This window comes from Geobacter metallireducens GS-15, assembly GCF_000012925.1.
Lineage (GTDB): Bacteria > Desulfobacterota > Desulfuromonadia > Geobacterales > Geobacteraceae > Geobacter > Geobacter metallireducens.
In genome coordinates, this window is the sequence record NC_007517.1 from 2,118,439 (window position 1) to 2,136,505 (window position 18,067).

18 protein-coding genes are annotated in these 18,067 nt (G+C 59.9%); 3 read left to right on the top strand and 15 right to left on the bottom strand.

Annotated elements, in window-relative coordinates; genetic code table 11:
- Positions 1–70: 70 nt before the first annotated feature.
- On the top strand, positions 71–448 hold the full coding sequence (hisI, locus tag GMET_RS09590) for a phosphoribosyl-AMP cyclohydrolase (protein WP_004511947.1): 378 nt from the start codon (positions 71–73) through the stop codon (positions 446–448).
- Entirely contained in the window at positions 445–1,320 is an 876-nt protein-coding gene (gene hisG, locus GMET_RS09595) for an ATP phosphoribosyltransferase (protein ID WP_004511946.1), read from the top strand. Before hisI ends, hisG begins: the two co-directional genes overlap by 4 nt.
- Before the next feature lie 61 nt (positions 1,321–1,381).
- On the opposite strand, the gene GMET_RS09600 is transcribed toward hisG, so the two are convergent.
- From GMET_RS09600 to bfr, 11 genes are all read right to left on the bottom strand, one after another.
- Positions 1,382–2,176, bottom strand: coding sequence for an ABC transporter ATP-binding protein (locus tag GMET_RS09600; RefSeq protein ID WP_004511945.1), 795 nt, complete (start codon positions 2,174–2,176; stop codon positions 1,382–1,384).
- Complete coding sequence (locus tag GMET_RS09605) at positions 2,173–2,814, bottom strand: ABC transporter permease (RefSeq protein WP_238378897.1); 642 nt, start codon at positions 2,812–2,814, stop codon at positions 2,173–2,175. Before GMET_RS09605 ends, GMET_RS09600 begins: the two co-directional genes overlap by 4 nt.
- A gap of 121 nt (positions 2,815–2,935) precedes the next feature.
- Positions 2,936–3,901: an ABC transporter substrate-binding protein gene (locus GMET_RS09610; RefSeq protein ID WP_004511943.1), complete on the bottom strand. Its 966-nt coding sequence runs from the start codon at positions 3,899–3,901 to the stop codon at positions 2,936–2,938.
- A 17-nt stretch (positions 3,902–3,918) separates the two neighbouring features.
- Positions 3,919–5,928 carry an anaerobic carbon-monoxide dehydrogenase catalytic subunit gene (gene cooS / locus GMET_RS09615; RefSeq protein ID WP_004511942.1) on the bottom strand — a complete coding sequence of 670 codons (2,010 nt, stop codon included), beginning with the start codon at positions 5,926–5,928 and terminating at the stop codon, positions 3,919–3,921.
- 171 nt (positions 5,929–6,099) lie between these two features.
- Positions 6,100–6,246, bottom strand: coding sequence for a DUF2292 domain-containing protein (locus GMET_RS19020; RefSeq protein ID WP_081431810.1), 147 nt, complete (start codon positions 6,244–6,246; stop codon positions 6,100–6,102).
- A 47-nt stretch (positions 6,247–6,293) separates the two neighbouring features.
- On the bottom strand, positions 6,294–7,325 hold the full coding sequence (locus tag GMET_RS09620) for a sulfate/molybdate ABC transporter ATP-binding protein (protein ID WP_004511941.1): 1,032 nt from the start codon (positions 7,323–7,325) through the stop codon (positions 6,294–6,296).
- A gap of 35 nt (positions 7,326–7,360) precedes the next feature.
- Positions 7,361–8,197 (bottom strand): sulfate ABC transporter permease subunit CysW, encoded by an 837-nt coding sequence (gene cysW, locus GMET_RS09625; RefSeq protein WP_004511940.1) that lies wholly within the window; start codon positions 8,195–8,197, stop codon positions 7,361–7,363.
- A 15-nt stretch (positions 8,198–8,212) separates the two neighbouring features.
- Positions 8,213–9,049, bottom strand: coding sequence for a sulfate ABC transporter permease subunit CysT (gene cysT / locus GMET_RS09630; RefSeq protein WP_004511939.1), 837 nt, complete (start codon positions 9,047–9,049; stop codon positions 8,213–8,215).
- Between the two features lie 160 nt (positions 9,050–9,209).
- Positions 9,210–10,223, bottom strand: a complete 1,014-nt coding sequence (locus GMET_RS09635) for a sulfate ABC transporter substrate-binding protein (protein ID WP_004511938.1) — start codon at positions 10,221–10,223, stop codon at positions 9,210–9,212.
- Between the two features lie 68 nt (positions 10,224–10,291).
- Positions 10,292–10,753 (bottom strand): RrF2 family transcriptional regulator, encoded by a 462-nt coding sequence (locus GMET_RS09640; protein WP_004511937.1) that lies wholly within the window; start codon positions 10,751–10,753, stop codon positions 10,292–10,294.
- Between the two features lie 313 nt (positions 10,754–11,066).
- The gene (gene bfr / locus GMET_RS09645; RefSeq protein WP_004511936.1) at positions 11,067–11,534 is read right to left on the bottom strand and encodes a bacterioferritin; all 468 of its coding nucleotides are present in this window, start codon (positions 11,532–11,534) and stop codon (positions 11,067–11,069) included.
- Positions 11,535–11,764: 230 nt separating this feature from the next.
- Here bfr and GMET_RS09650 point away from each other — a divergent pair, with 230 nt between their 5' ends.
- A complete protein-coding gene (locus GMET_RS09650; protein WP_004511935.1) occupies positions 11,765–12,157 on the top strand; it encodes a pyridoxamine 5'-phosphate oxidase family protein in 393 nt (130 codons plus the stop codon).
- Positions 12,158–12,169: 12 nt separating this feature from the next.
- Here GMET_RS09650 and GMET_RS19180 read toward each other — a convergent pair whose 3' ends face one another.
- The 4 genes from GMET_RS19180 to hisS form a co-directional block, all read right to left on the bottom strand.
- Positions 12,170–13,240 carry an adenosylcobalamin-dependent ribonucleoside-diphosphate reductase gene (locus GMET_RS19180; RefSeq protein WP_337998870.1) on the bottom strand — a complete coding sequence of 357 codons (1,071 nt, stop codon included), beginning with the start codon at positions 13,238–13,240 and terminating at the stop codon, positions 12,170–12,172.
- Positions 13,168–13,866, bottom strand: a complete 699-nt coding sequence (locus tag GMET_RS19185; RefSeq protein WP_004511933.1) for a ribonucleotide reductase N-terminal alpha domain-containing protein — start codon at positions 13,864–13,866, stop codon at positions 13,168–13,170. The genes GMET_RS19180 and GMET_RS19185 overlap by 73 nt, the downstream gene beginning before the upstream one ends.
- A 179-nt stretch (positions 13,867–14,045) precedes the next feature.
- A complete protein-coding gene (gene acnB, locus GMET_RS09660) occupies positions 14,046–16,589 on the bottom strand; it encodes a bifunctional aconitate hydratase 2/2-methylisocitrate dehydratase (protein ID WP_011365887.1) in 2,544 nt (847 codons plus the stop codon).
- 209 nt (positions 16,590–16,798) lie between these two features.
- Positions 16,799–18,040, bottom strand: a complete 1,242-nt coding sequence (hisS, locus tag GMET_RS09665) for a histidine--tRNA ligase (protein WP_004511931.1) — start codon at positions 18,038–18,040, stop codon at positions 16,799–16,801.
- Positions 18,041–18,067 lie beyond the last annotated feature (27 nt).

Consider the following 18,067-nt stretch of genomic DNA (forward strand, 5'->3'; position numbering starts at 1 on the left):
CTAAGGCGCCACGGTATTAAACACAGGTTGTTTTTCACGAACACTTTCCAGAGGAGGCGCGTAAAACATTATGATCCAGATCGATTTCCAGAAAATGGGTGGGCTCATTCCCGCCATCATCCAGGACCACGAATCCGGCGAGGTTCTCATGGTGGCGTTCATGGACGAAAAAACCCTTAACCTGACCCTTGAGTCGGGCAAAACCTGGTTCTTCAGCCGCACCCGCAACAAGTACTGGATGAAGGGCGAGGAGTCGGGTAACACCCAGGAGGTTATCGAGGTCCTCACCGACTGCGACGCCGACTCCGTGGTCATCAAGGTGAAGCAGAACGGTCCGGCCGCCTGCCACACCGGCAACCGGAGCTGCTTCTACGTGCGGTGGGAGGGTGGCCAGTGGGTAGAGCACTCCAACCCCCTCTTCGATCCGAAGGAGGTCTACAAAAAATGAGCAACCTCCTGAACCTCGGCATCCCCAAGGGGAGCCTCGAAAACGCCACCGTGGAGCTCTTCAGGAAATCGGGATGGCAGATCAGCATCTCCTCCCGCAGCTACTTCCCCGGCGTTGATGACGACGAGCTGAACTGCAAGCTGATCCGCCCCCAGGAGATGGGGAAATACGTGGAGCGCGGCACCATCGACGCCGGCATCGCCGGCCGCGACTGGGTCCGTGAGAACGACTCCGACGTGGTGGAAGTCTGCGAGATGGTCTACTCCAAAGTCTCCCGCCGCCCGGCCCGCTGGGTGCTGGTGGTCACCAAGGACTCGACGGTGCAGAAGCCCGAAGACCTCCACGGCGCCACCATCTCCACCGAGCTGGTCGGTTTCACCAAGCGCTACTTCGCCGAGCGCAACATCCCGGTGAACGTGGAGTTCTCCTGGGGGGCCACCGAGGCCAAGGTGGTGGATGGCCTCTGCGACGCCATCGTTGAGGTGACCGAAACCGGCTCCACCATCAAGGCCAACGGCCTGCGCATCGTCTGCGACCTCATGGAGTCGGTGCCGGTCCTCATCGCCAACAAGGCCGCCTGGGCCGATCCCTGGAAGCGCCAGAAGATCGAGACCATCGCCACGCTCCTCAAGGCGTCCCTGGCCGCCGAAGGGATGGTGGGTCTCAAGATGAACGCCCCCAACGACAAGGTCGAGGCCATCACGGAAATCCTTCCCAGCCTCAACCGTCCCACGGTTTCCCATCTCTACAAATCGGAGTGGGTCTCCATCGAGAGCGTGCTCCACGAGAAGGAAGTGCGGCGGATAGTGCCGCAACTCCTGGCCCTCGGTGCCCAGGGGATCATCGAGTACTCGCTGAACAAGGTGCTGTGATTCCTTTCTGGGAGGAACAGCCAGACCCGTTTGACGGTCAGCGGAACGGGCGCCGGCTGCGCTAAATGCTGTACGCAGCCTCGCCTGCCGCTTCCCGATGTACCAGGTGAAACTCTTCGAAGAGTTCTCGCCGGTAGGTGGCGAATTCCTCACTGGTCCGGTCACAGGGACGAGGGAGATAAACGGGAAGAATCTTGCTGACTCGACCGGGATCGGGGGCCATGAGAATAACCCGTCCGCCAAGGTAAATAGCCTCGTCGAGGTCATGGGTGACGAAGATCACCGTAGGCCGCTTCTCTTCCCACAGACGCAGGACCTCGTCCTGGAGGCGCAGGCGGGTAAAAGCGTCCAGCGCTGCGAATGGTTCGTCCATGAAGAGGACGGAAGGCTCCACCGCCAGGGCGCGTGCAATGGCGACCCGCTGCTTCATCCCTCCGGAAAGCTGGTGCGGAAAGCTCTGAAGAAAGGAGGAGAGCCCGACCAGTTTCAAGTATTCGGTGGCCCGCTCCTGGGCCTCTTTTTTCCCCACCCCCCTTGATTGCAGGGCGAAGAGAACGTTGCCCAGCACCGTCCGCCACGGGAAAAGACCGTAATCCTGAAAGATCATGATGTGGTCGGGGTCCGGACCCGTTACTGGCTGGCCGTCAATGGTTATGCTGCCTGACGAGGGTCGATCGAAACCGGCCATGAGATTGATCAGGGTTGTTTTGCCGCAGCCCGATGGTCCCACCAGACAGATAAACTCGCCAGCGCCAATCTCCAGGTCGAGCCGCTGCAAAGCCGTAATCTCTTTTCCTCCCGACGCAGGGAAACGTTTTTCAACGCCTTGAAGGTTAATTTTCACCGGCCGGCTCATGCCGCACCTCCCCATCGACGGCCAAGCCACAACTCGGCAAGCCGCATCACCCTGTTTATGAGAAGCCCCAGTAGCCCGACCACCAGCATACCGGCGAGAATCCAGTCGGTGCGCAGGAAATTACGAGCATCAATAATCATGAAGCCGAGCCCCGACTGGGCACCCAGCATCTCTCCGGCCACCAGATGGATCCAGCCGGTCCCCACCCCGATATGTAGCCCCACCATGATGCCTGGAAAGGCGGCAGGAACCACAACCCTGAGAAAGGTCGGCAACGGACGAGTGCCAAAATTGGCGGCCACCTTCAGATAGATGACCGGAACCTTCACCACCGCGCTTATGGTTGAGACAAGGATCGGAAAGAACACCGAGAGGAAAATAATGAAGACAGCCGGTGCATTGCCGATCCCGAACCAAAGAACCGCGAGGGGAAACCACGCAATGGGTGAAATCGGGCGAAGAAGCTGTATCAGGGGATCAACGGCGCAGCGGGCAAGCGGTTGGCGCCCGAGCAGCAGGCCAAGGGGGACCGCCGTTACCAGCGCCAGCAAATAGGCACTACCGAACCGGGCGAGACTCACGCCGATATGCCCCCAGAGAACCCCGTCGGCGGAGAGCTCAACCAGAGCCTTTACCACGTCTGTGGGGGCGGGAAATTGTTCCGGCGGGTAGAATCTGGCTACAACCTGCCACATTGCGATGAATGCCGCTGCTGATACAAGCGGTAATACCCGCTGTGCTGACTTGGGAGCCATCGATCTACCCTTTCCTCTTCGCAAAGCGGTCATCCAGATAGCCAGTCAGATCCACCTTGGCTTTCGCAACCCCAAACTTCACCATGTAGTCCTGAATGGCGACGAAATCTGCCCGTGAAGGAGCCAAATTTCGGAAAGTGAGGCGATCCTGAGGAGTAGTGAGGACTTTCTCTACGATCTCCGGGCGCTGGCCGAGAATCTTTACCGATCCCCTGGCCGCTTCGGCCGGCTTGGACTCAATGAAAGAAGCGGTACGGATAAGCCCCGTAACCAGTTCCTGTACCTCGGCAGGATAGCTCTGGATTATCTTTTCCTGCAGGTTAAGGGTGCAGCAGATGTGGTCTTTCCAGATATCCTTGGAGAGAACGAGGATCTTTCCCACCTTCTGGGCCTCGGCCTGGGCACCGAAAGGCTCGGCCACCATGAAGCCGTGGATCCGGCCGGTGGCGAGTGCAACCGGCATCTCGGGAGGCGCCATATCTATCACTTTCACGTCCCGCCCCGGCACCAGCCCCTTCTCGCTCAAGGCCTTGCGCAGCAGCAGGTTGTGAGTCGAAAAAGGACTCGGTATGGCGACGGTCTTGCCCCGCAAATCCGTGATACGGTTGATATCGGGTGAATTTTTTACCGTTATGGCGCTGCCATTACGGTGCCCCAGGAGCACCACTTTGATCGGTGCCCCCTTTTGGCGGAGCGCCAACCCCATGGGAGTGAGGAGGAAACCGCCGTCGATTTTCCCATTCTTCAGGGCTTCGGCGATCTCGGGCCATGAGGAAAACCTCACCGGCTTGATGCGGATGTTTTTGAACTGCTCCCTCTCGGCGGCAATCATGAGGAGGTGATCGGTGAGGGGGAGATAACCGATCTTAAGGGAAAGTGTGGCCCCGCCGGCCCAGGCGAAACGGCCGAAGGGAGTGGCAGCAGCAGCCAAAGCCAGGCCCGAGGTTTTGAGAAAGTCGCGTCTGTTCATGGGTATATCCTCCGTCTTTACGGATGTTCGTGATGATGTGGGTGCCCGTGGGCGTGGGCATGGGCGTGGCCCGCCTCCTGCTGGAGCGCCATGAGCCGGGCCGAGGCAGGCGGGCCGCAGGGGGCCCAGCCGAGCGCGGCACGACGCTCATCGAAGTCGGCGACGATCCGGCGGGCAAGGGCTACAGGGTCTCCATCCACCACCATGACCGATCCGAGGGTTTCCCGGGTGGCCTCGGCGAAAAAGCGGGCGACCTTGTCCGAGCCGGCCACTGGCGGGGCGATGCAGTGGTAGGAGTTAAGGCCAAGAAGGCGGAAGCCGAGGGCTGCGCCGAGCCCCTTCTCGTTGGACCACTCGGGGCTGGAAAAGGCGCAGGGGAGACGACGCAGGGGCTCGGCTGCGGTCAGGGCCAAGCCCTTGAACAGCGCTGAAGCCCGGGCGTTGTCGAGGCATTCGCCCATGTGCCAGACCGGCGGCAAGTTGAGGGGACCGAGCACGCTCTTTAACCCATCACCGGCCCCGGTCACCCCCTCGGGGAGGCAAAAGCCCATCTTCAGCAGGGCAAAGGCGGCACAACCGTTGGTCAGAAGCACCACGTCGTGGGCGATGAGTTCCTCGGCCACCTTCACCACCGCCTCCTCGTAGACCACCTTGGGATTGTTGCACCCCACGAGGTTCACCACGCCGCGGATGCGGCCGCTCTGCAGGTGTTCAAGGAGTCGGTCTGCCCCGCCAAAGGTGGCGGTGATATTCTCCACGGAGAAGCCCACCTCGGCGTCCATCCGGGCAGGGGGGATGAAGACCTTGCCTGCCTGTCGCTCGCCGAAGGCCTGGATGCCGCGCCGCACGATCCGCTGGGCCAACTGGTCGGCCTGGTCGAGGTTGGAGTGATGGTGGTCAAAGGCAATATGCTCGGCACCGGGAAGCCGGGCCGAGTCACTGGTGGTAACCACCCGGGTGTGGAAGCAGGCGGCAACGTCCATGATGCCGGGGAAAACGTCCTGGACATCGGCCACCCAAAGGTCAAGGGCGCCGGTTGCCAGCACCAGCTCCGCCCCCATGGCGTTTGAGAGGGGGGTAACGTCGCCGAACTTGGCCAAGGCCGAGTGGCCGGAGCAGCAGATGCCGTAGAGCCGAACGGTCTCGGCCCCCGCTTCTTTCGCCTCCTCAATCAGCTCCGTCCGCCGGGCTGCTGCAAGGATGGCAGCCACCAGCACCGGCGAATGGCCGTGGACGGCGATGTTCACGGTATTTTCGGTGATTGCTCCAACATTGGTTGAAACCCGGCTCCGCTTGGGGAGACCATAGAGACAGTCCATGGCGACGGCGGACCCCATCACGCTGCTCCAGGCAAAGGCAAGGCCGCAGCGGAGCACCTGGCGCATGACGTTTTCCCAATCGCCGTCGGTGCCGGTGGTGGTGCGGTGCAGGGCCTCGAACACCTCGTGGTAGGCCCCAACTGGGAGGATGTCGAGTTCCTTCCAGACAGAAAGACGCTCAGGAGTCGCCATGGCCTCCAGGGTCCGGTGCGGTCCGGGAATGGTCCGGCAGAGGTCCTCCAGGAGGATGAGGGCAATCTCACCCGCCATCTGGGGGATGGCTTTATTTTCATCAAAGATCCCGAACGCTTTGGCTGTGGCCACGACCTTTTCCGGGCCGAGGATCGGCAGGTCGAGAGCGCCTTCAGCCGCCCCTTTGAGGGCCAGCATCACCTCCCGTCCCCGGGCCCCGTGGGCCGCCACACCCGCCGCCGTCCAGCGGAGTATATTGCGGGCAACGATCAGGTGCGCATCGGCGCCGCAGACGCCCCGCTGGCTTTTCGGCGTAATCCGGCAGGGGCCCATGTGGCAGTTCTTGCAGCATGTTCCGGCCAGGCCGAAACCGCAGTGGGGCTTCTGGGCATCGAAACGATCGAAGGAGGTCTCAATGCCGGCCTGGTCCAGATGTTCCAGAATGGCTCGGACCGCTGGATCGGGGGTGCGGGCGATAACATCGCCCTTGGTTGGAAACGTGTTCTTCTTGCTCATGATCTGCTCTCTCTTGGCTCGATATATTAATCAAATCTGTTCTTGACTTTATTACTATAAGTTACACAAACAACATCAACAGATAAAGTGAACCGAAAAAATAAAGAATGGTTTTTAAATTGTCAACACATACTGTCAAAATTTCACATCTAGTTGCGTAATTTAGAGCAGTTACTTCAGCCAGACCTTTTCGCTCTTGTCGATCTTGATCACCTTCCCGTCCTGAATGACGAGGGTGACCGTGCCGAAGCGGATCTCCCACAGCGCCGCCCGGATTTTCTCCTCCCGGTCACTGCTCCACGGTTCTCCCTGATCGATAACCGCCGCGTTTGCCGTCTCTCAACTCCTTCTGATCGGTGGCGCCACTAAATCTGATAATCACCCACAAACCTCTGCATCTTCCGGGGCCGGGCGTAGACCGTTTCACCTATGCCGAGGGCGAGGCGCTCGGCCCCGTCCCGGGAGAGTTCCGCCTCCACCGTCTTGCCGGTGCCCCGCACGAGGAGCTCCACCCGCACCGCCGGACCCACCGCCTGGACATGACGCACCTCGGCCTCTACAGCAGCAACGGTGGGGGTGCGCTCCACCTCGATGTCGTGGGAGCGGACATACCCCACGGAAAGTTCCGGGGCCGCTGCCCGCGCCTGTCCCTGCTCCGCCCGGCAGTGGAAGAGGTTCACGCTGCCGAGGAAGTCGAAGACGAAAGGGTTGGCCGGCTGATCGTAGACCTCGGCCGGGGTCCCCACCTGCTCGATCCGCCCCTTGTTCATCACCACGATCCGGTCGGCCACTTCCAGGGCCTCCTCCTGGTCGTGGGTGACGAAGACGCTCGTGACATGGATCTCGTCATGGAGCCGCCGCAGCCACCTTCTGAGTTCCACCCGCACCTTGGCGTCCAAGGCGCCGAAGGGCTCGTCAAGGAGGAGCACCTTCGGCTCCACCGCCAGGGCCCGGGCCAGGGCCACCCGCTGTCGCTGGCCCCCCGAGAGCTGCGACGGGTAGCGGTCGGCAAGTCCTTCGAGTTGCACGAGGCGCAGGAGTTCAAAGACCCGCTCCCTGATCTCCTTCTTCGACGGCCGCTCCTTGCGCGGCTTTACGGTGAGGCCGAAGGCGACGTTCTCTGCCACAGTCATGTGCCGGAAGAGCGCATAGTGCTGGAAGACGAACCCCACTTGCCGCTCCCGCACGTGGCGGTCGGTGGTCTCCTCGCCGTCGAAGCGGATCGAGCCCGCATCGGGGGTCTCCAACCCGGCGATGATCCGCAGGAGGGTCGTCTTACCCGACCCCGAGGGGCCGAGGAGCGCCGTCAGTTCCCCCGACGGCACGGTGAGGTTCACGTCGTTCAGGGCGGTGAAGCTGCCAAAAGCTTTGTTGACACTGACAATCTCTATGCTCATGTCATGGTTCCTTTGTGATGGTCTTGGCGATCAGGTTAAGCGCTCTCGCGCATCCGCCACTCGACGAAACTCTTCGCCACCAGAGTGACCAGCGCCAGAAGCGCCAGGAGCGAGGCCACGGCAAAGGCGGCAACGTAGTTGTATTCGTTGTAGAGGATCTCCACGTGGAGGGGGATCGTGTTGGTCGCCCCCCGGATATGGCCGGAAACCACCGAGACGGCACCGAACTCCCCCATTGCCCGGGCGTTGCAGAGGATCACCCCGTAGAGGAGCCCCCACTTGATGTTGGGTATCGTCACCCGCCAGAACGCTTGGAAGCCGCTCGCGCCAAGGGTAATGGCCGCCTCCTCCTCGTCCTTCCCCTGGGCCTCCATGAGCGGAATCAGCTCCCGGGCTACGAAGGGGAAGGTGACGAAGACCGTGGCGAGGACGATCCCCGGCACGGCGAAGATGATCTTCAGGTCATGGGCCTGGAGCCACGGCCCGAGCCAACCCTGGAGCCCGAAGAGGAGCACGTAGATGAGCCCGGAAATGACCGGCGACACCGAGAACGGCAGGTCGATGAGGGTGATGAGGAGTTGCTTCCCCCGGAACTCGAACTTGGCGATGGCCCAGGCGGCCACCACCCCGAAGACCAGGTTCACCGGCACGCTCACCGCTGCGGTGACGAGAGTCAGCTTCACCGCCGCCAGGGCGTCGGGCTCGCGGATGGCGGAGAGATACGCGCCCCATCCCTTCTCCAGGGCTTGGACGAAAACCGCCGCCAAGGGGACGAAGAGGAAGAGGCCCAGGAAGAGGAACGCCGTGACGATGAGCAACCAGCGCACGAGAGCCGGCTCGGTGCGGGCTGATTTTGCAGAAATGCTGGACATGTCGTAGTCTCCCGATCAGGCCGCGTGGCGCCTGCTCCATTTCTGGAGGAGGTTCACGGTGAGAAGCATGAGGAATGAGAAGAGGAGCATCACCGTGGCGATGGCGGTGGCGCCGACATAGTCGTACTGCTCCAGCTTGGTGATAATGAGGAGCGGCGTGATCTCCGACACCATCGGCATGTTGCCGGCGATGAAGATGATAGAGCCGTACTCCCCCACCCCGCGGGCGAAGGCGAGGGCAAAACCGGTGAGGAGCGCTGGGAGGAGCTCCGGGAAGAGCACGCGCCGGAAGGTCTGCCAACGGGTGGCGCCGAGGCAGGCGGCCGCCTCTTCGATCTCTGCCTCCAGTTCCTCCAGAACCGGCTGCACCGTCCGCACCACGAAGGGGAGGCCGATGAAGATCATGGCCACGAAGATCCCGAGCGGCGTAAAGGCGACCTTGATCCCCCGGGGCTCAAGGATCGACCCGAGCCAGCCGTTGGCGGCGTAGACCGAGGAGAGGGTGATGCCGGCCACGGCCGTGGGAAGCGCAAAGGGGAGATCCACCAGGGCGTCGATGAGCCGCTTCCCCGGCAGCCGGTAGCGCACCAGCACCCACGCCACCAGGAGCCCGAAGAGGGCGTTCACCCCGGCAGCCGCCAGGGCCGCGCCGAAGGTGACCCGGTAGGAGGCCACCACCCGCAGCGCCGTGACCGTGGCGAGGAACTCGGGCCAGGTGAGGCTTGTCGTCTTGAACACGAGGGACGAGAGCGGCAGCAGCACCATCAGGGAGAGGTAGAAGAGCGTGTAGCCGAGGGTCGGGCCGAAGCCAGGGATGACGGTGGTACGCTTGGTCGATTTGGTTGCCATCATGGTGGTTGATCCCTTGCATAATCCAGTGCAGGGCTGTGGAGTTTGTGCCAGATCGTCGCACCCGCAGGAGGGACTGCGGAGGCGTAGCAGCGCTACGCCGCACAAAGGAGCGACGAGGACGGCGGCGAGATGGTGTGAAATCCGCAGCCCCTACATCACGTTATTTTCCCGGCCCGTAGATCTGGTCGAACACCCCGCCGTCGGCGAAGTGCTTCTTCTGGGCCGCCTTCCAACCGCCGAAGGTATCGTCAATGGTGAAGAGCTTCACCTTCGGGAAGACCTTGGCGTACCTGGCCGCCACCTTCTTATCGATGGGGCGATAGTAGTGCCTGGCCGCAATTTCCTGCCCGGCCGGGGTATAGAGGTACTTCAGGTATTCCTCGGCCACCTTGCGGGTCCCCTTCCGGTCCACCACCTTGTCCACCACCGTTACCGGCGGCTCGGCCAGGATGCTGACCGACGGCACCACGATCTGGAATTTATCCCTGCCCAGCTCGTTCACTGCCAGAAACGCCTCGTTCTCCCACGCCAGGAGCACATCGCCCTGTCCCCGCTGGACAAAGGTGGTGGTGGAGCCCCGGGCGCCGGAATCGAGCACCGGTACGTTCCTGAAGAGCCTGGTCACAAACTCCTTCGCCTTGGCCTCGCTCCCTCCCTTCTGCTTCAGGGCGTACCCCCAGGCGGCCAGATAGTTCCAGCGGGCGCCACCGGAGGTCTTGGGGTTGGGAGTGATCACCTTCACGTCGGGGCGGACGAGGTCGTTCCAGTCACGAATCTTCTTGGGATTTCCCTTGCGAACGAGAAAGACAATGGTGGAGGTGTAGGGGGAACTGTTGTGGGGAAGGCGCTTCTGCCAGTTGGCGGGGATGAGCTTCCCCCTCTCTCCGATCTCGTCGATGTCGTAGGCGAGCGCCAGGGTCACCACATCCGCCTCCAGGCCGTCGATGACTGACCGGGCCTGTTTCCCCGAGCCACCGTGGGACTGCTTCACCGTCACTGTGTCGCCCCCCTTCCCTTTCCAGTACCTGGCGAAGGCGGCGTTATAGTCCTGGTAGAGCTCCCGAGTCGGGTCGTAGGAGACGTTGAGGAGGTTCACCTCGGCCCGGGCCGCCAGAGGGGCGGCAAGGGCGAGGAGTGCTGCGGCGAGGGTGGCGATGGTTCTGATCGGTTTCATGGTCTGCTCCTTTTGTTGTTTTAGCCTATCGATTTTATAGTCTTTTACGACACAAAAAAATGCTGCTTTCAGATTGCATAAAAAAGCGCCCCGTCCTTCTTCTGCTTCTCCTGCTCGATCCGCTCCAGAACAGCGGCCAGGGTGGCATTGTCGAGAATCTGCGCCATGGCGTCACGAACATCTTTCATCACGAGACGGATGCCGCAGCTCCATTCGTCGTCACACTCCTCGCACCGGGCATAGGCGGTCTCGCTCACACACGGCACCGGGGCCAAAGGTCCCTCCAGAGTCCTGATCACCTTACCCATGGTGATCTCCCGTGGTGGGTGGGCCAGGTAGTACCCGCCCCCCTTCCCCTTCTTGCTCTGGAGCACCCCGGCGTTCTTGAGCGCCAGCAGGATCAATTCCAGAAACTTCTTGGGAATCCGCTCTTCCCGGGCCAGGTCCGCAATGAGAATCGGGCCCCGGTCGTACTCCCGAGCCAGGTAAAGGAGCGCCTTGAGGGCGTATTTGGTCTTTTTGGAAATCATTTGTCTACAAATCCTATAGAGAATAAGTAAACTCTTTCCCGCGTTGCGTCAAGATAAATTTATGATGCGAAGAGGCTCTTGCAAAAATCCTGCGGGGCCGGCCTGAAGTGTTGTCACTCGCTAAAATTCCAAATATAAAGGGGTTAGCCTACACACTAACCCCTTGACCTTTTCAGAAAACTCACAAGCAGCACAGTGTGAGATTTCTCTATTTATTCCCGTGTTTCCCTTAGTAATTCCTTTTGAGGAAAGGGGGTACCGCCATTGTCGTAGAGCGGCAGCAGGATCTGGATGGAATGCATGCTGTTTCCGTTTAGTCGATCTGTTCGGAGAGATAGCACTGTGGCCCCATCTGCCGGAGCTGGTCGAGCTGGGCTTCAAGATTGTCTATATGTTCCTCTTCATCCTTCAGGATCGATTCCAGAAGCTCCCGTGTTCCGTTATCCCCGACCTCCACCGCCAGCCGGATGCTTTCGTTATACCCCTTGATGGCGGACTCTTCTGCAAGCCGGTCGTTTTCATGCATTTTGGGAACTTCTTCACCGATGTGCATCTTGTTAAGGTCACTCACGATCGGCCTTCCTTCCAGGAACAGGATCCGGGCAATAAGCTTTTCTGCATGCTTCATCTCGTCGATTGCGCGCTTGCGGATCATGGCGTGGAGCCGCTCATAGCCCCAGTTTTCGCACATTTCGGCATGCACGAAGTACTGGTTCACAGCCGTCAACTCTTCAGCCAGGCGTGCGTTCAGATGCTCGATGATCTTCTCGTTTCCTTTCATGTCTCGTCTCCCTTTCGATTCCGTAGTGTGTACCCGCAGCATTGCAATAACTACTGTCAAGTGAAGCAGAAGCAGCTCAAAGGTCAAGTGGTGTTCTCCACTTATCCGGATCGCCTGCTCATCACTGCGACGTAAAGAGACGCCTGTTCCTTGTAATCGCCTGATGGAGCCCTATACTTGTTCTTGCTGGAGCGGCTGGTGAGCGGAACCCGTACTAATAGAGGAACGCCATGATACCTGAGACGGTTCAAAAATTTGTAGAGGAGAGAGGCATTGCTTTCGTCGCATCAGCGACGCTTCAGGGAGTTCCCCATTTGGCTGCGGGGGAAAACCTGAAGGTCGAGGGATCCGATCGTATCGTCTTTGAATCGTGGTGTTGTCCGGAGACCCTCCGCAACGTAAAAGGAAACCCTAAGGTCTCCGTATCGGTAACGACCCCCGATGGCCGTAACGGCTACCAGTTTCTCGGCATAGTGGAAAAGGTCACCGATACGGCGATTCTTGACGGATTCGTGCCGGGGCTGGAGGTACCGGGGATGCCGCAAGTTGCGTCTCGCCTCGAAGTCAGGGTTGGGGCAATCCTCACGTTCTCGGTGGGTGTGCATACCGACAAGCCAATGTAGCCTGCCGGATGCTCAATCGGTATCGACGAATTTCACCAGAGTCCCTTTCTTACTCCCGTACCTGAAAACGGTTATCCCTTTTACCCCCTTCTCATAGGCAAGAAGGAAAGCTTTGGCCACATCTCCCCGTGTCGCCCTGGCGGGGAGATTGACCGTCTTGGAAACGGCATTGTCCGTGTACTCCTGGAAGGCAGCCTGCATCTCGATGTGATCTGCTGCGGGTATCTCCAGGGCGGTCTTGAAGAGCCTTCTGATATCGGCTGGAATGCCGGTTATACCGCGCAGATTACCCTGCTCCATAACCTTCTGCATGAGTTCGTCTGAGAACAAACCCCGTTCCTTGGCGACGTTCAAGAAATACCCATTGATTTCCGTAAGCTCGGTACCCAGAACATTCCTCTTATAGGCAAGGGCAAAAAGCGGTTCGATGCCGCTGGAACAGTCCGCGATGGTCGCCAGGGTCCCCGTGGGTGCAATGGTTGTAGTGGTAGCATTGCGTACCCGCGGACGGTCGGGAGCATCATAGACCGACCCTGCAAAATTAGGGAAGACGCCCCGCTCTTCGGCAAGCTCTGCCGACGCCTTCCGCGAGGTGTCCCTGACGAACTTCATCAGCGATCGGGCCAGGGCGAAGGATTGCGGATGATTGTACGGAAGCCCGAGCCGCAGGAGCAGGTCCGCCCACCCCATGACGCCGAGGCCGATCTTGCGGTTTCCCTTGTGCATCAGCTCGATGGCCGGCAAGGGATAAATGTTGGCATCGATGGTATCGTCGAGGAACCGCACGGCAGTTTTGATATCTTCAGCCAGGGAGGGAAAATCTATTCCCGGATCCTTGAGGTATCGTGCCACGTTCAGGGAGCCGAGGACGCATGCCTCATAAGGCAGGAGTGGTTGCTCGCCGCAGGGGTTTGTGCTCTCGAATGAGCCGATATGAGGGGTAGGATTTGCGCGGTTGATCCGGTCGATGAATACCAGACCCGGGTCTCCCGTTCCCCACGCGCTTTCGACTATTTCATCGAAAACCTCGTCGGCCTTGAGGTGCCAACTATCTTGCCTGAACGTGGGTTGACGATCTGGTATTCCCCTTTTGCGTGGAGCGCCTCCATGAAGGCATCGGTAACCGCCACGGAAATGTTGAAGTTGGCCAGCTCCTGAACATTCCGTTTCACCCGGATGAACTCCAGGATGTCGGGGTGATCGATGTGGAGTATCCCCATGTTCGCGCCCCGCCGCGCTCCTCCCTGCTTGATGATGTCGGTGGCCGTATTGAATATCTTCATGAAGGAAACCGGGCCGCTGGCAATGCCGCCGGTTGAGCGGACAATATCAGCCCTGGGGCGAAGCCGGGAAAAGGAAAAGCCGGTGCCGCCACCGCTCTGGAGGATCAACGCAGCGTTCTTCAGGGTATCGAAGATGCTCTGCATGGAATCTTCCAAAGGAAGAACGAAGCAGGCGGCTAGCTGCCCCATCGGCTTGCCGGCGTTCATGAGTGCAGAGGAGTTGGGGAGGAATCTCAGGGACGAGAGAAGAGTGAAAAAACGCTCTTCCCACTGGGCGGTATCACCGTCATAGAGCTTTTCAGTGTTGGCGACGGTTCGGGCGATCCGCTCGAACATCTCCTCTGGCGTTTCTATAATCTGCCCGTTTTCATCCTTCAGCAGGTAGCGGGCCTTCAAAACCTTTAGCGCATTTTCCGAGAGTTCCATGAAAGGAGTATACGGCGTTACGTGGGAAGCTCAACCTTGCCCTCTGTTCCAGTACAGTTCACGAAAGTTCAGGCACGCTTCCGCAAAATTCAAGACCCCCGCCCGGGCAAGCCCGAACGGGGGTCTCATGTCATGCTTTCAGCATCTCTGCCTCAAGCATTCTGTATCATGCGTTGAGGTTACTTGTACTCAGGCATCTCGTCGAACTGGAGATACTTGTAAACAACATCCTTCTTAGGTTCAACCTTCTCTTTGTATGCAGCCATAAACTCAGCAACAGTAGGCAGTTTGCCCAAGGTTGCAGTTACCGCGCCCAATTCGGCAGAACCGAGGAATACTTTAGCGCCATCACCGATCCGGTCGTCAAAGTTGCGGGTTGAAGTGGAGAACATATTGACACCATCGGGAACGCGGGCTTGGTTACCCATGCAGAGGGAGCAACCGGCAATTTCGATCCGGGCCCCGAAGGCGCTGTATACCGAGAAGTAAGCTTCGTCCTTAAGCTGCTTCTGATCCATGCGGGTCGGCGGGCAGATCCAGGTGCGGACGCTCGGGTTGAACTTAAGACCGCGCCAGATCTCGGCGGCAGCACGGAAGTGACCGATGTTGGTCATGCAGGAGCCGAGGAAGACGTCCTGGATCGGAGTGCCGGCAACATCGGAGAGGAGCTTCACGTCGTCCGGGTCATTGGGGCAGGCCAGGATCGGCTCAGTGATCTCGGCCAGGTCGATCTCGATGACGTCGGCGTAGGCGCCGGTCTCGACGGCGTTCTTGTCGGCTTCGAGGAGCTGCGGGTTCTTCAGCCACTCATTGACGGCGTCGATGCGATTCTGGAGGGTCTGGGCATCCTGGTAGCCGTCAGCAATCATCTTTTTCATGAGGGCTACGTTGGAGCGGAGGTAGGTGGCCACGCTCTCCTTGGAGAGCTGGATGCAGCCTGCGGCGGCGGAGCGCTCGGCAGCAGCGTCGGTCAGCTCGAAGGCCTGTTCCACGGTCAGGTCGGGAAGCCCTTCCATCTCGAGGATGCGGCCGTTGAAGATGTTGATCTTGTTCTTCTTGGGAACGGTCAGTTTGCCCTGCTTGATGGCCCAGTAGGGGATGGCGTTGACCGCGTCGCGAAGGGTGATGCCGGGGTTGAGCTTACCCTTGAAGCGAACCAGGACCGACTCGGGCATATCAAGCGGCATGAAGCCCATGGCACCGGCGAAGGCAACCAGTCCGGAACCGGCCGGGAAGCTGATGCCGATGGGGAAGCGGGTGTGGGAGTCGCCGCCGGTACCGACGGTATCCGGGAGGAGCAGACGATTCAGCCAGGAGTGGATAACGCCGTCACCCGGCTTGAGGGGTACGCCGCCCCGCTCGATGATGAAGCCGGGGAGGTTTTTGTGCATTTTCACATCGGCCGGCTTCGGATAAGCGGCGGTGTGGCAGAAGGACTGCATGAACATCGGCGACAGGAACTTGAGGCAGGCCAGTTCCTTGAGTTCGTCGGCGGTCATGGGGCCGGTGGTGTCCTGGGAACCGACAGTGGTCATCTTCGGCTCGCAGGCGGTGCCAGGGAGGATACCGGCCACGCCGCAGGCCTTGCCGACCATCTTTTGGGCAAGGGAGTAGCCCTGGCCGGCTTTGGGCGCGGGGTTCACCGGCTTGGTGAAGACATCGGTATCGCCGAGGCCGAGGGCCTTGCGGGCCTTCTCGGTGATAGCGCGGCCGATGATGAGCGGAATCCGGCCACCGGCGCGGAACTCGTCGGCCAGGGTGTTGGGGCTGATTTTGAAGGTGGAGATGACCTCGCCCTTATCGTTGGAGATCTCGCCTTTGGCGGTGTTGATGGTGATGACGTCGCCGTCGTTCATCTTGGTGACATCAGCCTTGAGGGGGAGCGCACCGGAATCCTGGGCGGTATTGAAGAAGATCGGGGCGATGACGCCGCCGATGATGACACCGGCAGTCTTCTTGTTGGGAACGGCGGGGATGTCCTGCCCCATGTGCCAGAGCACGCTGTTGCAGGCGGACTTGCGGGAAGAACCGGTACCGACCACGTCACCCACGAAGGCCACTTGGTGACCGGCGGCGCGCCAGTCAGCAATGTCTTTGAGGCGGTTCGGGAAGCGGGTCTTGCCCATGGCCAGGGCGTGAAGGGGGATATCGGGACGGCTCCAGGCGTCGCCGGCCGGGGAGAAGTCGTCGGTGTTGATCTCGCCTTCAACCTTGAAAACCTTGACCTTGATGGTCTCGGGAACGCCGGGGCGGTTGGTGAACCACTCGGCATTGGCCCAAGACTCCAGTACCTTCTTGGCGGCGGCATTGCTCTTGCTGAGTTCTACAACCTGATCGAAGCCATCATAGACCAGAGTCATGCGGGAAAGGGCACAGGCGGCTTCTTCGGCCAGTTCTGCATCCTTGAGGGCCTCAACCAGGGGACCCACGTTGTAGCCGCCGATCATGGTGCCGAGGATGCGGATGGCATCCACCTTGGAAACCAGCGGTGACTTCTTGGTACCCTTGACGATTTCGGCCAGGAAAGCAGCCTTGACCTTGGCGGCAGGATCGACGCCGGGGGAGACGCGCTCTTTCAACAGATTGAGAAGGAATTCCTCCTTACCTGCAGGGGGATTTTGCAGCAGGTTGCACAGGTCGGCAGTCTGCTCCGGGTTGAGGGGCAGCGCCGGAATACCCTGCGCCTTCCGTTCGGCTTCGTGGGCGAGATAGGCTTCGATCATATCCATTCCTCCTGTGATTTTACTTCTTGAATCAATCGTTATTTCGAGACGTTGAAATGATTGTGCGGCGGGAGAAAATGGATACTGTATACAATTTTTGCGGGGAATTGTCAATTGCTTAAGTGGGGCTTATGAGAAGGGGAAGAGGGGGCACAAAACAGCGCAGAAGGGGGAAGGAAAGTTCACCCTCACCTCCCCCCCTGCGCTCGTTATTTTACCTGACCTGCAATGGCGGTCGGGTCCAGGAGGACATCGGACTGGGTGCCGGTGTCCATGGCTTTGAGTGTTGCTCTACCACTGGCCATCTCATCGCTTCCAATTATGAGGGTGAAGCGGGAGTTGAATTTATCGGAGCGGCGCATCTGGCTTTTGAGGCTCTTCCCCTCGTAGTCCATCTCCACTGAAACGCCAAGACGCTGGAGGCCGCACATGAGCCGAAAAGCTTCATCCTGGGCTTCAGTTCCAAGGGCGGCGATAAAGAGGTCGGGGCGCCGCGCGAACTCCTGCTGACCCAGCAGCAGAGCCACCCGTTCGACACCCATGGCAAAGCCGATGCCGGGAACGGCGGGACCGTCCAGATCGGCAATGAGCCCGTCGTAACGACCGCCGGCCGCCACGGCGCTCTGGGCGCCGAGGAGCCCCGTGACCAGCTCGAAAGTGGTACGGGTGTAATAGTCGAGGCCGCGCACCATCCTGTTATTGATGCTGTAGGGGGTGCCCGCCCGCTCCAGGTGGCGGCGCGTGGCGGCAAAGTGGTCGTCGCAGCCGGCGCAGAGGTGGTCGAGCATGGCCGGAGCGTCGGCTGTCGCCTCCTTGCAGTGTGCAGACTTGCAGTCAAGCGCCCTGAGGGGGTTGGTTTCGTAGCGTCTCTTGCAGTCATCGCAGAGTCGGTCGAGCCGCTCACGAAGAAAGCTCTTCAGCGCCTCCCGATAGACGGGACGGCACTCGGGGCAGCCGAGGGAGTTTATCTGGAGGGTCGGCTCCGTAAGACCGAGTTCCGCAAAGAAATGGCAGAGCATGGTGAGAACCTGAGCGTCCACCTTGGGGTCGGTGACGCCGGTAACCTCGGCGCCGATCTGGTGGAATTGCCGATAGCGCCCCTTTTGAGGGCGTTCGTACCGAAACATCGGTCCCATGTAGTAGAGTTTTGCCACCGGATCCTGGGCGTAAAGCTTATGCTCAATATATGCGCGCATCACGCTCGCGGTCCCCTCGGGGCGCATGGTTACGGCATTTTCTCCCTTGTCCACAAAGGAGTACATCTCCTTCTCCACGATGTCGGTGGTGTCGCCGATGGAGCGGCAAAAAAGTTCGGTTTTTTCAAGAATCGGAACACGAATCTCGGCATAGCCATAAAGACCGAAAACGCGGCGAGCGGTCGCCTCGATGTGCTGCCACCGCTCCACCTCGCCGGGAAGAATATCGTTAAAACCCTTGATGCCAGTGATCATGTACTTACCTACTCCTTAAACTTTAAA